We start from the raw sequence: 14,910 nt of genomic DNA on the forward strand, positions 1-14,910 counted from the left end.
CGACCCGATACACTATCCGCCGGGTCGGTCAAAGCCCCCGATCGGCTGAAAGCCCTTGCGTTCAAGGCAAAGAGTCGGGCGAGAAGTCCGCCGGCGCCAGCTCGAAGCCGGCGAATTCGAAGCCCGGCGCGACCGTGCAGCCGACGAGGGTCCATTCGCTCGCTCCCTGGCCGAGGCTTCTCGCCGACTGCCAAACGCCTGCGGGGACCACGGCTTGCGGCCGCTCGCCCGCCGTGAGCCCGGCGCCCAGGCGCAAGACTTCGGTCGGGGCGCCCTGCGCCGCGATCTTAAGCTCCAGCGGCGCGCCGGCGTAAAAGTGCCAGACTTCGGCGGCGTCGACCCGATGCCAGTGGGATATCCCGCCGCCAGGAAGCAGATAGTAGATCGCCGTCGAGGCGGCGCGGGGGCCGACCGACTGGGGATCGCGAAAATTCTCGCGATAGAAGCCGCCTTCCGGATGGGGCGAGAGATCGAGGAGCCGCACGACCTCCTGCGTCGAAAGCCCGTTGGTCATGCGGCGAAGCTGTTCTTGCGCTCGCGCATCGCGGCGAAGACGGCGAAAGGATCGGCGCCCTTCATGCCCATCGCGGCCTTCACGCTCGGGTCCTCGACGCGCAGAAACGGGTTGGTGGCGTTCTCGAGCGCGATCGTCGTCGGCAGCGTGAATTTTTTGTCCTTGCGCAGCTCGGCGACGGTTTGCGCCCGTTCGCGCAGCACAGGATTGTCGGGATCGACAGTGAGCGCGAATTTGGCGTTGGCCTGCGTATATTCGTGTCCGCAATACACCTGTGTTTCGCCGGGCAGATTGGCGAGCGCTTCGAGCGTGAGATGCATCATGTCCATGGTGCCCTCGAAAACGCGGCCGCAGCCGAGCGAGAACAGCGTGTCGCCAACAAACAAAATTTCATCGTCGCCGAAATAATAGGCGATGTGTCCAAGCGTATGGCCGGGCGTTTCGATGACGCGCGCGCGCGCCTCGCCGACTTCCACGATATCGCCTTCCGAAACCGCGCGATCGAGCGGCGGCAGCCGATGCGCGTCCTTGGCGGCGCCGATCACCTTCATGTGCGGAAAGCGCGCCTTGAGCGTCTGCGTTCCCTGAACGTGATCTGCGTGGTGATGGGTCAGAAGCAAATGCGTCAGCGGCCAGCCGCGTCGTTCGGCCTCATTGGCGATCGCTTCGCCGTCGGGCGCATCGACGCTCGCGGTCGCGCCGAGCTCCGGCTCATGAGCGAGCAAGCCGAAATTATCGTTGAGGCAAATGAACTGAGCGACTTCCAACGCCATCTGGCTTGTCTCCTCGGGCGGTCCCTATCATAAACGCGCTTCATCAAAAAACGCGACTGCGGCGTGCGAACGATTCCAGCGTCTTGCGCCATTGCCCGATTGCGCCGATGATCCGCGTCATGCTCGACGTTGTCGAATTGCGCGCGTTTTACGATACGGCGCTGGGCGGGGTCGCCCGCCGCCTTGTGTCGCGGTTGGTGTGCGCGCGCTGGCAGGACCACGCCGGCCTGCGCGTGCTCGGCCTTGGCTACGCGACCCCCTATCTCGACGGCTTTCGCGAGAAAGCGCAGCGGGTTCTTGCCTTTATGCCGGCCACCCAGGGCGTCGTCCATTGGCCGCTCGACGGGCGCTCCGCCTCCGCTCTGGTGGAGCCGTCGATGACGCCGCTGCCCGACGCCAGCATGGATCGCATCCTGATCGTGCATGCGCTCGAAACCGACGAACACCCGCATGATCTGCTCGAGGAGATCTGGCGCATTCTTGCGCCGGGCGGCCGGGTGCTGATCGTCGCGCCGAGCCGCACGGGGCTTTGGGCGCGCGTCGACACGACGCCCTTTGGACAGGGCCACCCCTATTCGCGCGGCCAGCTGCAGCAATTGTTGCAGGCGGCGCAGTTTCTGCCGCTCTATTGGGACGAGGCGCTTTATGTGCCGCCGTTCCAGCGCGCTTCGCTGCTGCGCTCGGCGCCGGCCTTTGAGCGAATCGCCGGCCGCTTCTCGCTGCCCGGCGGCGGCGTGCATATCGTGGAAGCGACGAAGCAGCTCTATCGCCCGGTCATGCGCCGAGCCGTGCGCCGCGTCCCGATCGAAATCGAAGCGGCGATGGAGCCCGCCGGCGCCGAGGCGGGGCTGGAAGGAATAAGTTAGAGCTTTGCGCCAAAACGCCGAGCCATCGCGCGCGACTATGCGATGGGGCGACAATTGCGTTCGGCGGCAAAATCGTCTTCACGCGCCGATGGCGCCCGCCCGATAACTTCGCGCGTCACCGTCGGCGAAGTTCGACGGCGACGCCGAACGACTGAGCCAGGAACAGGGCGCCGTGGATCAATCCGGTTTCGTCGATTCCATGGCCAAGCCGCGCCGAGAGGTGCCATTGGGTCGGCACGCCGGAGTCGGCAAGCGCATTGGCGGACATGAGCAGCGCCTCGACCGGGATCATTTCGTCTTCTTCGCCGTGAGCCAAGAGGACGGCCGGCGGTTTCTCATAGGCCGGCGGCGCTTCGTCCGCCTGCGCGGGCCCGAGCACATAGACTCCCGAATAGCCGAGAATCGCGCGCGGCGCGCGCTTGCGGCGCAGTCCCGTATGCAGCGCCATCATCGTGCCCTGGCTGAATCCGACCAGCGCCAGCGCGCGATCGTCGAACCCGCGCCGGTCGAGCTCGGCGTCCAGAAAAGCGTCGAGCGTCGGACGCGCCGCGACGCAGCCGCGCCAGCGCTCTTCGGGATCGCGCATGGTGAGCGGAAACCATTGTCGTCCGGTCGGCGATGCGGCGCATCGGTCGGGCGCATGCGGCGCGACGAAATCAGCGTCGGGAAGGAAGGCGCGCCATTGGCGGCCGATCTCGATGAGATCGGCGCCGTCGGCGCCGTAGCCGTGAAGAAAAACGACGAGCTGCTTTGGCTTGCCGGAACGCGCCTGCACTCTCGGACCATCAATCGCCGCCATGAACCTGCGCCCCTTCGTCGCATCGATGCGTGGCGAGGTTTATGCGCGAAGGGCGGCGCCGGCGCAACGGCGCGCGAAACTATAATGTCTTAACGAAAAACGAGACGATCTTGAACGCGTAGATGCAAGCGGCGGCCAGCGTGCTGTGCTTGACCATGGTCATGGCGAGATAAATGTGATCAGGCCTCATGAGAACCCTCATAATCGCACGCAAACCTTGCGCGCCGGCGATCGCATCAGGAGCGATCCATTCAGTGAGACAGTTGCTTAGCGAAGCGTCGCGCGGCCCGCGTCTCGAACAGGCTCCCGCAAGAGCCGCGCCATGCGCCGTCGGTTCGATTGCGTCGGTTCGCCGCAGGCGAATGTAATGGCGTCGAACCCTTCGTCGGCACCTAAACTTTGACGACGGGCTGGTCAAGCGAAGCGCGCTGAGATTCCTAGCTTTGCGACAATGTGTCACCTGAAAACGCAATGGTGAACAACACGGCGGCCCCGCTGGCGATTTCGTCGAAATGCGCGAAATAGCAAAAGGAACATCATCGATCAGGAACGCGATGAAAGGCTGACCCTGTGGCCAAGTTTCTCATCATTGCGGGGCTCGTCATGGTCGGCCTCGGCCTTCTGTGGATGGTCGGCGAGAGATTTGGCCTCGGGCGCCTGCCAGGCGATATCGTCGTCGAGCGTGGCAATTTTAAATTCTACTTTCCGCTCGCCACGTCGCTCATTTTGAGCGTCGTCATCAGTCTGCTCTTGTGGCTGTTCAATCGATGAGCCTTTTGACAATTCGACGCAGGCGTCCGCTAATGCCGCCGAAGAAGGAGGCGCCGGTGCCGCAGTCGTTTACAAGTTTGTCCGTCTCGCAAATGGCCGCTCTCTTCTGCGTCGGCTCGGTCGCCGTGACTTGGCTCGGCGTTTTTCTTTTCAATCGGCTCGCGCATGGGTGGATGCATGGGCGTCGCAACGCCAATGAAATGATCGGGTTGACGTTGGCCGCCTTTTCGGCGCTTTACGGAATTTTGCTGGGATTGCTCGCGGTCGAGGCCTATCAGGATTTTTCTTCCGTTCAGGACATCATCTCTAAGGAGGCGTTGACGATCGCCACCCTTCATCGAGATTTCGACGGCTTTCCGCAGCCGACGCGGGGCGAGCTTCAGGACAATCTGCGCAACTATGCGCGCGAGGCGATCGACGCTGTCCATCCGCCGCCCAATGTTCCTCAGGACCCCCATTCACGTTCGCCTGGACTGACGGCGCTCTTCGCGCAGGTGATGAGTTTTCAAGCCAAGCTGAAAAGCGAGGAAATCGTTCAGACAGAGACGTTCAGTCGCCTGAACGCGCTTGTCGAGCATCGCCGCTATCTCATCGCCGCCGGCGCGAACGGCATTCCAGAGGCGCTGTGGCTGGTGGTCTATCTCGGCGGTTTCTTGTTGCTTGGCCTGATATGCATCTTCGACATGGAGCTCCATGTCCATCTGATCCTGAGCGGCGCGATGGCGCTGTTTCTCGGCTCGGTGATCTTTCTGATCGCCGCGATGGACAATCCATTTAACGGCGGCATGACGGTCGATTCAGCGCCGCTCGAAGCGGTGCTGGCGGCCTTCCCGGAGGCGCGCTGAGACCGCTCATCAATCGCTGCACTTTTTTTCAAACCGCCATTCGTCAGCCAGCCGAGCGGCGATCGCCTTGGCGACGATACGGTTGCCGACGCTTTCGCCGGTCGCCGGGTCGGCGAGAAAGTGAATATGATCTGCGTAAATCGTGTCTGGACTCGCGGAGAAAACGTCGAGCAGGCTATGAACGGCGATTCCCTCCTGCTTCAACTTGAGCAGCGTATCGGTCATTTTGAGATACAGATCCTTGTAGCTCAAATCGCCAACCACGCCTTTTTCCTCTTCGGTTAGGGTCTTGCCGTAAACCGGCGAGGGCTGAATGAAGAACGCTATTTTGGCGCCCTGCGTCTGAGCGAGCGCAGCGGTCGTTCTAAAATACTTTTTATACTGCTCAAGGTTGTACTCATATACTTCGTCGCGGCTCCATTCGTTGGGCACGGAAAAATTCGTCAAATGCGACTTATGAAGCGACGCCATGTTTTTTAAAAGGGAACCGTTGAGCTTGGTGCGGGCCACGTCGACCAAAAAGAATACCGCGTTTGATGACCTCAAAATTGGCATATTAAAGTAAAATGAATAGAATGAGTTCAGCGCGGCGCCGCCGAGTACTGGCAGATAGCTGCCCGATGCGGATGGGTTCACTAAGATAAAGTTGTTCGAAGGCCATTCGAAGCGTTTTGACCAAGACGTCCATTTGTCGAGAAGCATATCCTTCTCATTAAAGCCTTCCAACGTAACGATGCCATCGAAAACTTCACCAAAGAGAAGGGTCATGATGGCCTGTTGCGGCTGTTTCCAGCCGCCATCGGCGCCGTTATAAACTTCGAATGTCCTCCGCCCCTCCGGCGGAACATAGCATTTATTCAGCTGCTCTTCGAGAAATCTGGGTTTATCTTTTTGCGTTTGGCCAAACATGGAGGCCACCGATCCGCCGCTCAACATGATACGAAAATTATCGGTCTCCTTTTTGTAGGGAAAGTCGCGTCCGAACAAGCCGACATTGTTTATCTCGAACTCTGAATTGTCGCAGGGCGGATTATCCGCATGAACGTTAGTCAAATAAGGGTGAGGGTAAACAGTGTCCATGTAGCGGCACTTGACGTTTCTCTTCGACGTCATGTGCACCACGAACGTATTCGTACGGGCCTCTTCGCGCGTTTGTGGGCTGACGAGTTTTCCTTCGCTCAAAAAATAATAAAAAGTGAAGCCGGCTTCAACAGCAAGCAAACACAGGACGATCACAATGAAGTTTGCGGCGATCCGAACGCTGCGGCGGGGCGTTTTGGCCGGACCATTTGTTGTTTCGCCTTTTCCCTTCATGAAAAGCCCTTTCAATTGTTCAATCGCTCGTGCAAAAGACTCCAACCGCAACAGCCGTGAGATTAAACGCGGTTTCGCCAATTGACAATTGCGCCGGCGCCGCTCACCTTCGCGCGCACAAAGCGAAGATCGACTGCGAAGGATCTGAGCGAGACGTCATCGTAGAGTTTGACCTTCGCCGGTTTCGGTCGTGGACATACTGGTTGAATCCGTGGCGCCGGGCGCCGCCAGGACAGAGGCACATAGTTCCTGGGAGCCGCATATCTTGCGTTCCGATTATGCGTTCGCCTATTTCGATGGACTCAACCGCTTTTATGTCGCCCGCGAACACGCCGACCTGCAACGGCGTTTTGCGGTTCCGCCCAATGTCTTCGATGATTTTCATGTCGACCGGATGATGCAGATGGGGCTGGCCTTGGAAGCCAAATGCAAGGTCGCAGAGAAGGACAGGGCGGCCTGCTGGCGCGCGCCATTCGCGGCGCGGGTGATCTGATCCGGCGGCGTCGACGCTCCGCCGAATGCGTCGGAGGTCCATACGCCTCGACGTGTTGGCGGTCCCGAAGGGATTCGAACCCCTGACCTTCGGTTTAGGAAACCGCTGCTCTATCCTGCTGAGCTACGGGACCGCGTCGCCCCCCTGTCTAGCATAGAGCGCGTTTTAGAAAAATTGCGTTATGGACCCCGCCGGCTCGCGGCGGCGCGAGCTACTTTTTTTGGAACCGCCCGGCTTGTCTGTCCATTCGCAATCGTCTGGGGCTGAACGATGCAATGGCGCGCCCGAACGCCTTGGACGAAGCCCTGAGGAGGAACGATCGCGACGCGGGCGGGTTAACTCTCGATCGGCGCGCCCAAAAGAGATCATGATGGACGACCGTAAGAAAGGCTTAGCAATCGCCGTCGGCGGCGGCGCGGTCTTGCTTCTTGTCGTCCTGGCTCTGGTCGGTTTAGCGACCGTCTACACTGGAGCCTACAACATCGCTGCTACGGAGGAACACACATCCTTGGTGCGCTGGGCCTTGGACACGACCTTTCGCAATTCTATCAAGAGTCGGGCTGCCGACATTCAGCCTCCTAGAACCGTTTCCCCCGAAATGATTGCGGCGGGCGCCAATAGCTACAAGCAGATGTGTGAACATTGCCACGCGGGGCCCGGCGTGAAGCGAGCCGAATGGGCGAGCGGCATGCGACCGAAGCCGCCCCACCTGAAGGATGCTGCGGCAGGGTGGAAAGCGCAGGAAATATACTGGCTGGTGAAGCACGGCGCGAGAATGACCGGCATGCCGGCTTTCGGTCCAACCCACGATAACCAAGCGCTTTGGAGCATCGTCGCCTTCGTCAAAGAACTGCCCGCCATGACTCCCGAAACCTACGCGGCATTGGGCGACGCGAGCAGCCAAAGCGGCCATTCCACGCCAGCCACTCAAAATGGAAGGACGAAGCGCTGATGTCGTATTGGCGATTTGCCGCAATGATCGCGACGTCAACGGTCGTGATGTACGGCCTCATGTATTTGAACACCTACGCGCTTGAGCACGTCTTCTGGAGCCAGACGCGAGTCTGGATGGCCTTCGTGATGGGAGCGACAATGGCCGCCATCATGCTTGGTTTCATGCTGAGCATGTACAAACAGAAATTCGTCAATCTTGCCATAATTGGCGGCTCTGCAGCGGTTTTCGCCGGCGCGCTCTGGCTGGTGCGCAGCCAAGCGACCGTGGACGACGTCGATTATATGAAAGCCATGATCCCGCACCACTCGATCGCAATCATGACGAGCAAGCGGTCGCAAATTTCTGACCCGCGGGTGCGCAAGCTCGCCGACGAGATCATCGAGGCCCAGCAGCGGGAAATCGCCGAGATGAAATACCTGATCCAAGACCTCAAAGCGCGTCACTGATGAGGTGTAGTCGTTCCACTCCCTGTCGGCTGGCGGCGCTTATCATGACGGCGCTTTTTCTGGCGAGTTGCGCCGAAAGCGACGCCCCTGACGATGAATCGAATCCAGCCCGATCGCCTGAGATCTCTCGGATACTTCCGGCGAAGGACGCGCTCGTTGGAGCGAATATTCCAACGCTTGATCCGGCAACGATGAACGATGCGGAAATTAGGAAGGTCCTTGGACCTTCGTCGCACTGTGTGTTCCGCTACACGAGTTCGGGAAAGCCTGTGTTGGCTCTGACGAACTCTGCCGCGGCCAGTCAGGCGACCGGCGTCGTGAAGGTGAACGGCAGTTTGCTACGGCTGCAGCTGGAACGTGGCGGAGCAGACGGATCGGGGGAGGCCTTTGTGATGGCCGCGGGGCCGGTTCGCGCCGTTCTCACGCCGCTCGCCGCGAACGAGCTCGATGGGCGGATCAGCAAACGACGGGAAATGAATTTGGTATTCGAGATCGATACAAGACTGAACGTCGGCTATCGAGGCTATTTCGAATGCCCGGCCGCGCTAGCGCCGTCTGTCGTTCCGGCGGCTTCGAAAGAAACGAGTCCAGAGCGTCAGGCAAAGATGGAGCCGACGGCGGCTGTTGACGACGATGGCGTGAAGAGTCTGCCGAATGGCCTGAAAGTGAGGATTGCGAGGTCCGACGTCGAAGCGCAATTGCTCACATTCATCGAGAATGAAGCAGGGCCCGCAAAGACCGCCTCGTTCGACCTCGATCGCCTGACCTTCGAGAAGGGCAAGAGCGAAGCATTGCCCACGTCGAAGGAGCAGTTGCGCAGCATCGCCAAAATACTCGTCGCTTATCCGAAGGTGACAGCGATCATCGGCGGTCACACCGATGATCTCGGCAGCGCGGACAGGAATAGGAGACTATCACATGCGCGCGCCATGTTCATCGTGCGCGAACTGAGGCAAATGGGCGTCGACTCTTCCCGGCTTGAAGCAAAGGGCTATGGCGAAGACCGGCCGGTCGCAAGCAACGACACTGAAGAAGGGCGCGCGAAAAACCGCCGCATCTCGTTGGAGGTGACACATAAATAACGGATTGAGACATGAGGCGTTCTTGACCCGGCGGTGCGTAGCGTCCTTTAAGGCGCGGGCGGAGGTCAAGGCGTTACGAAGATCAAGAACCGATCGAGGAAACGATCGTCGGCCACGGACTCAGGAAATATTCCGCGCCACTTCCTCGAGCTGCGTAATGCATGCGCCCCAGCCGTCGTAGAATCCCAGCTCTTCATGGCGTCGGCGTTCGGCGTCGTCCTTGTGCATGACGCGCGCGACGTAGCGCGTCCCGGAGCCTTCGTCGGCCATGCTCACGATCGCGGTGAACGCGAGCCAGGGCGAGGCGGGACGCCAGCCGCCGACCAGCATCGAGGTGAAGACGATGCGCTCTTGTGGCGTGACGTCGAGAAAGCAGCCGGGATTGTCGCTTTCTCCGCCATCCGGCCCGCTCATGAACGTGTGGAAGGCGCCGCCGGGACGAAAGTCGAAGGCGCGAACCTCGGTTTTCCAGGGCCGCGGGCACCACCATTGCTTAAGGATCTCAGGGTCGGTCCAAGCCTTCCAGACGCGCGCGCGAGGGGCGGCCACGAAGCGGGAAATTTCAAGATCCAGTTTTTGATCGCCCATCCTTAATCCTCGCTTTTCTCCAGGAACGCGTCCAAACGATCGAAGCGCGCCTCCCAATGCGCGCGTTGCCGCGCGAGCCACGCCTGCGCGGCGTCGAATTTTTTTGGCTGGATGCGGCAAGTGCGCACGCGCCCGACCTTTCGGCTCGTCACAAGCCCGCTCCGCTCCAGAGTCTGCAGATGTTGCATGACCGCCGGCAGCGACATGTTGAGCGGCCCGGCCAAGTCGCTGACATTCGCCGGCCCGTGCGCAAGGCGCTCGACCATGGCGCGTCGCGTCGGATCGGCGAGCGCCGAGAACATGCGATCTAGGCTCTCAGAACGCTTAGGCATGTGCTTAAGTATCATTGCGCGGCGTCAGTGGCAACATAAACTTCACAAACTGCTTAAGTGTTGGACGGACGCATTCCTGCGCTGTATCAGTCGCCGCGCGCCATGAGGCGCTTCTCCCACTCCAGCGCCTGGCGAACGATCTCGTCGAGATTATCATGCTGCGGCGTCCACCCGAGCGTCCGGCGGATTCTTTCGTTCGCCGCGACGATCGCGGCAGGGTCGCCTGGCCGGCGCGGGGCGATTTCGACGTCGAAATCGACGCCCGAAACCCGCTTCACCGATTCGATCACCTCGAGCACGGAAAAGCCGCGTTCATAGCCGCAATTGGCCGTCAGGTTCGCGCCCCCGTCGCGCAGATAGCGCAAGGCGTCGAGATGGGCGCGCGAGAGATCGGTGACCTGGATATAATCCCGCACGCATGTGCCGTCCGGCGTCGGATAATCGTCGCCGAAGACCTGCAGTTTCGGGCGCAAGCCGAGCGCCGCCTGCACGGCGACCTTGATGAGATGCGTAGCGTTCGGCGTCGATTGCCCCGAACGGCCCTTCGGATCCGCGCCGGCGACGTTGAAATAGCGCAAGGCGACATAGGCAAGGCCGTGCGCGCGCGCCGTATCCTCCAGCATCCACTCGACCATGAGCTTCGATCGCCCATAGGGCGAAACCGGCTTTAGCGGCTCGTCCTCGGTCACCGGATTATGCAGAGGATCGCCGTAGACGGCGGCGGTCGAAGAAAAGATGAAGCGTTTCACGCGACGCGCCACCGACGTCGCGAGCAGCGCGCGCGCTTTCGCCGTATTGTTGAGATAATAGCCGAGAGGATCGGCGACGGAATCGGGAACGACGATCTTTGCGGCGAAATGGATGATCTCGTCGACGCCGTGGCGCTCGATCAAATCGGCGACGAGATCCGCGTCGCCAAAATCGCCGACCACGAGCGGCGTCCCCTCCGGAACTGACCAGCGGAAGCCGGTCGAGAGATCGTCGAGCACGACGGGCGGAGGTTCACCGGCGTCGAGCAGTTCGAGAACCGTATGACTGCCGATATAGCCGGCGCCGCCCGTAACCAGAACCGTCATGCCACAACCTTCCTCTCGCATCTTCGACTGATGTTAACGCCGCAGTCCTGACGCCTCATGTCTTTTGCGCCGTTCGCGTCGCGAACTCTACGATCCAGCAAAATCGTGCTAAACGGCCCGGTTTCAAGACGCCTTCCCTCGATCCCGCGGCGAGTCGCTTCTGGAGCGATTCGCCGCTATCACCCCCTTCGCCGTCTCACCTCTCAATGGGCCCCTCCATGAGCAAACGCATTCGCAAGGCTGTTTTCCCCGTCGCCGGGCTCGGCACGCGCTTCCTGCCGGCCACCAAGGCCGTGCCGAAGGAGATGCTGACCGTCGTCGACCGCCCGGTCGTGCAGCATGTCGTGGACGAAGCGCGAGAAGCCGGAATAGAGCATTTCATTTTCGTCACCGGGCGCGGCAAGGGGGCCATCGAAGATCACTTCGACATGGCCTATGAGCTTGAGGACACGCTGCGCCGCCGCAACAAGACCAAGGAATATGAAGCGCTGATGTCGGACCTGCCAGCCGCGGGGGCGACGAGCTTCACCCGCCAGCAGGCGCCGCTTGGCCTCGGCCACGCCGTATGGTGCGCGCGCGACATTATCGGCGACGAGCCCTTCGCGGTGCTGCTGCCCGACATGATCACGCTTCCGGCGCCGGGCCAAAACGCGCGCTGTCTCGCCGAGGCGGTCGCGGCTTACGAAAAACATGGCGGCAATATCATCGCGGTCGAGGAAGTGAAGCCGGACGAGACGCATCAATACGGCATCGTCGCGCGCGGCAAGGACTACGGGGCGACGTTCGAAATCACAGGGATGGTCGAAAAGCCGCGGCAGGGGACGGCACCCAGCAATTTCATCATTTCCGGTCGCTATATTCTGGAGCCGGAAATTTTTGGGCTGCTCGAAAAGCATGAAAAAGGCGCTGGCGGCGAAATTCAGCTCACCGACGCCATGATCCATCTTGCCAAGACGCGGCCCTTCCACGCCGTACGCTTCGACGGGCGGACCTATGACACGGGCTCGAAGCTAGGCTTCCTTGTCGCCAATGTCGCCTTCGGCCTGGCGCGGCCGGACGTCGCGGAGGGCCTGCGCGCCGAGCTGAAGAAGATGCTCGAATAGAGTGCATATCCAAAAAAGACAGTGGCTTAAGCGCGTCTTGGGCGAACGGCGGCTCTTGTCTGCGGCGCGGTCCCGCGTTTGACGCCGGCGCGCGCCTCATTAAACCTTCAAACGATTCTTAAGATCGGCGCGTCGCCGCGCGTGGTTGAAATCAAGCAAAGGATTAAACACTGATGCCGCAACAAGGCGCCGCGCGCAGAATCGTCATTACCGGAATGGGCGCGGTGTCGGCCGCCGGCGTTGGCGCGACGCCGCTGTGGCGCGCGGCGCGCGACGGCGTGTCTTGCGTGCGCCCGCTGAGATCGGAGCGTCCCTATGTGGGGCGAATCAAGATCGCCGCGCAGGTCCCGGATTTCAATCCGGCGGCGCATATCGAAGCCGAACTGCTCCCCTACTGCGATCCCTTCACCCAGTTTTCCATCGTCGCCGCCGACGAGGCGCTGGCGCAGGCCGGGTTCGAGCGCAAGCAAGTCGGCGGGCCGCGCACGGCGGTCATCATTGGCACCGGCATCGGCGGCGCCACGACCATCGATAACAACGCCTATCTCGAATATAAGCTCGACGGCCGTCCGGATACGTTGACCGTGCCGCGCCTGATACCGAGCGCCGCGCCGACGACTCTCGGCATGCGCTACGGCGCCAAGGGACCGACCTTCGCGCTCGCCTCCGCCTGTTCCTCGGCGGCGCAGGCCATTGGCGAAGCTTTTGAAATGCTGCGCGCCGGCCGCGCCGATCGGGCCATTGCCGGCGGGGCGGAAGCCTGCGTGATCAATGGTTCGATTCGCTCCTGGGAGTCGCTGCGCGTTCTCACGCCGGATCTCTGTCGACCGTTTTCGCTAAAGCGCAACGGCATGACGCTTGGCGAAGGCGCCGCCGTTTTCATCCTTGAAACGCTGGAAGGCGCGCTGGCGCGCGGCGCGACGCCGCTCTGCGAACTCGCCGGCTATGGCACGACGAGCGACGCTTTCGATCCGCTGCGCGCCGATGTCGAAGGCCCGTCGCGCTGCATGCGGCTTGCGCTCGAAAGCGCCGGATTGGAGCCCGGCGACGTCGACTATCTCAACGCCCACGGCACGGCGACCTACGCCAATGACATCACCGAGTCGCAGGCGATGCGCGCCGTCTTCGGCGATGCGCCGCCGCCGGTTTCGTCAACGAAACCCGTGCATGGCCATGCGCTCGGCGCAAGCGGCGGGCTGGAGCTCGTCGTGACGATTTCCGCGCTGCGCGATCAAATCGCGCCGCCGACGATCAATTTTCTTGAGCCTGACCCCAAATGCGAGGTCGACGCCATCCCCAATGTCGCGCGCGAAATGCCGATTCGCGTCGCGCTCTCAAATTCTTTCGCCTTTGGCGGAATCAACGCGACGCTCGCCGTGCGGGCGATGACTTGATCGGGTAGGGCCCTAGAATCGCGTTAGTTTTGCAAGAAGGGCAGTCGACCGTGATGACTGAGAACGACGAGGAGGGCAGGAGGGGCGCCCCAAAAGGGGCGGATTTTAGCCCGAAGTCTAACAGCGAGCCGAAGAAGAAGGCGGCGCTTGCCGCCGCCTTGCGCGCCAATCTTGCCCGTCGCAAGGCGCGGGAGCGCGCGTTACGGGACCAGGCGCCAGCGAAACACGGCGGGGACTCGAAAACCGACAGCGAGGGGTGATGGATAAGATCAAGATCGTCGGCGGGACCAGGCTGAATGGCGTGATCCCGATTTCCGGCGCGAAGAACGCCGCCTTGCCGCTGATGATCGCATCGCTCCTGACGCGCGAAACCGTGACGCTCGCCAACATGCCGCTCCTCGCGGATGTGATGCTGCTCGAGCGCATCCTCGGCAATCATGGCGTGGATTACGCTATTGCCGGCAAGCGCACCGGCGAGTCCGTCGACGCCGGCCGCACCGTTCATCTCACCGCGCGCGAAATCGTCGACACCACCGCGCCCTATGATCTCGTCTCGCGCATGCGCGCCAGCTTCTGGGTGCTCGCGCCGCTCGTCGCGCGATGCGGCGAGGCGCGCGTGTCGCTGCCGGGCGGCTGCGCCATCGGCACCCGCCCCGTCGATCTGCTGCTCATGGCGCTGGAAAAGCTCGGCGCCAAACTCGACATCGAAAATGGTTACGTCGTCGCCTCGGCGAAGAACGGTCTGGTCGGCGCCGAGATCGACTTTCCCAAAGTCACTGTCGGCGGCACGCATACGGCGCTGATGGCGGCCTCGCTCGCGCGCGGGACCACCGTGCTGCGCAACGCCGCGCGCGAACCCGAAGTCGTCGATCTTGCCGACTGCCTCATAAAAATGGGCGCGCGCATCAAGGGCGCCGGCCAGTCGACGATCGAGATCGAGGGCGTGGGTTCGCTTTTCGGGGCAAGACACGCCGTGATGCCCGATCGCATTGAGGCCGGCACCTACGCCATGGCGGTGGCGATGACCGGGGGCGACGTTCTACTCGCCGGCGCGCGCGCCGATCTTCTGCAGGCGGGGCTCGACGCCCTCGTGCAGGCAGGCGCCAGCATCACCGAGACGAATGAAGGCCTGCGGGTGACGCGTAACGGCTCCGGCATTTCGCCGGTCGATGTCACGACGGCGCCGTTCCCGGCCTTTCCGACCGATCTGCAGGCGCAGTTCATGGCGTTGATGACGCGCGCCAAGGGCGTTTCGCGCATCACCGAGACGATCTTCGAGAACCGCTTCATGCATGTGCAGGAGCTTGCGCGGCTCGGCGCCCGCATCAAGCTCGAAGGCGACACCGCGATCGTCACGGGCGCCGATCACCTCGATGGCGCGCCGGTGATGGCGACAGATCTGCGCGCCTCCGTCTCGCTCGTCATTGCGGCGCTCGCCGCGCGCGGCGAGACGACGATCAACCGAGTCTATCATCTCGATCGCGGGTTCGAGCGCCTGGAGAAGAAGCTGCGCGGCTGCGGCGCGGAAATCGAGCGCATCACCGTGGCGGGGTGAGGGG

17 protein-coding genes and 1 tRNA gene are annotated in these 14,910 nt (G+C 61.8%); 10 read left to right on the plus strand and 8 right to left on the minus strand.

The features are described 5' to 3' along the window. Nucleotides 1-61: 61 nt before the first annotated feature. Nucleotides 62-514 (minus strand): cupin domain-containing protein, encoded by a 453-nt coding sequence (locus tag ACR65W_RS03520; RefSeq protein ID WP_434498424.1) that lies wholly within the window; start codon nt 512-514, stop codon nt 62-64. Next, nucleotides 511-1,287: a hydroxyacylglutathione hydrolase gene (gloB, locus tag ACR65W_RS03525; protein WP_434498423.1), complete on the minus strand. Its 777-nt coding sequence runs from the start codon at nt 1,285-1,287 to the stop codon at nt 511-513. Before gloB ends, ACR65W_RS03520 begins: the two co-directional genes overlap by 4 nt. 107 nt (nt 1,288-1,394) lie before the next feature. Between gloB and ACR65W_RS03530 the strand changes: the two genes are divergently transcribed. Then, complete coding sequence (locus ACR65W_RS03530; RefSeq protein ID WP_434498422.1) at nt 1,395-2,153, plus strand: class I SAM-dependent methyltransferase; 759 nt, start codon at nt 1,395-1,397, stop codon at nt 2,151-2,153. A 115-nt stretch (nt 2,154-2,268) separates the two neighbouring features. Here ACR65W_RS03530 and ACR65W_RS03535 read toward each other — a convergent pair whose 3' ends face one another. Then, the gene (locus ACR65W_RS03535; protein WP_434498421.1) at nt 2,269-2,952 is read right to left on the minus strand and encodes an alpha/beta hydrolase; all 684 of its coding nucleotides are present in this window, start codon (nt 2,950-2,952) and stop codon (nt 2,269-2,271) included. Between the two features lie 570 nt (nt 2,953-3,522). Between ACR65W_RS03535 and ACR65W_RS03540 the strand changes: the two genes are divergently transcribed. Beyond that, nucleotides 3,523-3,723 carry a DUF2905 domain-containing protein gene (locus ACR65W_RS03540; protein ID WP_123176748.1) on the plus strand — a complete coding sequence of 67 codons (201 nt, stop codon included), beginning with the start codon at nt 3,523-3,525 and terminating at the stop codon, nt 3,721-3,723. Between the two features lie 32 nt (nt 3,724-3,755). Continuing rightward, complete coding sequence (locus ACR65W_RS03545) at nt 3,756-4,568, plus strand: hypothetical protein (RefSeq protein WP_434498420.1); 813 nt, start codon at nt 3,756-3,758, stop codon at nt 4,566-4,568. Between the two features lie 9 nt (nt 4,569-4,577). On the opposite strand, the gene ACR65W_RS03550 is transcribed toward ACR65W_RS03545, so the two are convergent. Next, nucleotides 4,578-5,963: a hypothetical protein gene (locus ACR65W_RS03550; protein WP_434498419.1), complete on the minus strand. Its 1,386-nt coding sequence runs from the start codon at nt 5,961-5,963 to the stop codon at nt 4,578-4,580. A 184-nt stretch (nt 5,964-6,147) separates the two neighbouring features. On the opposite strand from ACR65W_RS03550, the gene ACR65W_RS03555 reads away from it, so the two are divergent. Further along, a complete protein-coding gene (locus ACR65W_RS03555; RefSeq protein ID WP_434498418.1) occupies nt 6,148-6,375 on the plus strand; it encodes a hypothetical protein in 228 nt (75 codons plus the stop codon). 56 nt (nt 6,376-6,431) lie between these two features. On the opposite strand, the gene ACR65W_RS03560 is transcribed toward ACR65W_RS03555, so the two are convergent. Beyond that, nucleotides 6,432-6,508, minus strand: a tRNA-Arg gene (locus ACR65W_RS03560). Nucleotides 6,509-6,742: 234 nt separating this feature from the next. On the opposite strand from ACR65W_RS03560, the gene ACR65W_RS03565 reads away from it, so the two are divergent. The 3 genes from ACR65W_RS03565 to ACR65W_RS03575 are packed head-to-tail and all read left to right on the plus strand — an operon-like array spanning nt 6,743 to nt 8,858. Further along, nucleotides 6,743-7,327 (plus strand): c-type cytochrome, encoded by a 585-nt coding sequence (locus ACR65W_RS03565; protein WP_434502275.1) that lies wholly within the window; start codon nt 6,743-6,745, stop codon nt 7,325-7,327. Beyond that, nucleotides 7,327-7,776 carry a DUF305 domain-containing protein gene (locus ACR65W_RS03570; protein WP_434498416.1) on the plus strand — a complete coding sequence of 150 codons (450 nt, stop codon included), beginning with the start codon at nt 7,327-7,329 and terminating at the stop codon, nt 7,774-7,776. The genes ACR65W_RS03565 and ACR65W_RS03570 overlap by 1 nt, the downstream gene beginning before the upstream one ends. A gap of 44 nt (nt 7,777-7,820) precedes the next feature. Next, on the plus strand, nt 7,821-8,858 hold the full coding sequence (locus ACR65W_RS03575) for an OmpA family protein (RefSeq protein WP_434498415.1): 1,038 nt from the start codon (nt 7,821-7,823) through the stop codon (nt 8,856-8,858). 120 nt (nt 8,859-8,978) lie between these two features. On the opposite strand, the gene ACR65W_RS03580 is transcribed toward ACR65W_RS03575, so the two are convergent. The 3 genes from ACR65W_RS03580 to galE form a co-directional block, all read right to left on the minus strand. Beyond that, complete coding sequence (locus ACR65W_RS03580; protein ID WP_434498414.1) at nt 8,979-9,446, minus strand: SRPBCC family protein; 468 nt, start codon at nt 9,444-9,446, stop codon at nt 8,979-8,981. Between the two features lie 2 nt (nt 9,447-9,448). Continuing rightward, a complete protein-coding gene (locus ACR65W_RS03585; protein WP_434498413.1) occupies nt 9,449-9,778 on the minus strand; it encodes an ArsR/SmtB family transcription factor in 330 nt (109 codons plus the stop codon). Nucleotides 9,779-9,864: 86 nt separating this feature from the next. Next, nucleotides 9,865-10,854: a UDP-glucose 4-epimerase GalE gene (galE, locus tag ACR65W_RS03590; protein WP_434498412.1), complete on the minus strand. Its 990-nt coding sequence runs from the start codon at nt 10,852-10,854 to the stop codon at nt 9,865-9,867. Nucleotides 10,855-11,072: 218 nt separating this feature from the next. Here galE and galU point away from each other — a divergent pair, with 218 nt between their 5' ends. The 3 genes from galU to murA all read left to right on the plus strand — a co-directional run bounded on the left by galU (nt 11,073) and on the right by murA (nt 14,906). Beyond that, on the plus strand, nt 11,073-11,957 hold the full coding sequence (galU, locus tag ACR65W_RS03595) for a UTP--glucose-1-phosphate uridylyltransferase GalU (RefSeq protein WP_434498411.1): 885 nt from the start codon (nt 11,073-11,075) through the stop codon (nt 11,955-11,957). A 173-nt stretch (nt 11,958-12,130) separates the two neighbouring features. After that, complete coding sequence (locus ACR65W_RS03600; protein ID WP_434498410.1) at nt 12,131-13,351, plus strand: beta-ketoacyl-[acyl-carrier-protein] synthase family protein; 1,221 nt, start codon at nt 12,131-12,133, stop codon at nt 13,349-13,351. A gap of 259 nt (nt 13,352-13,610) precedes the next feature. Next, complete coding sequence (murA, locus tag ACR65W_RS03605; RefSeq protein ID WP_434498408.1) at nt 13,611-14,906, plus strand: UDP-N-acetylglucosamine 1-carboxyvinyltransferase; 1,296 nt, start codon at nt 13,611-13,613, stop codon at nt 14,904-14,906. Nucleotides 14,907-14,910 lie beyond the last annotated feature (4 nt).

Source organism: Methylocystis sp. (genome assembly GCF_051062815.1).
Lineage (GTDB): Bacteria > Pseudomonadota > Alphaproteobacteria > Rhizobiales > Beijerinckiaceae > Methylocystis.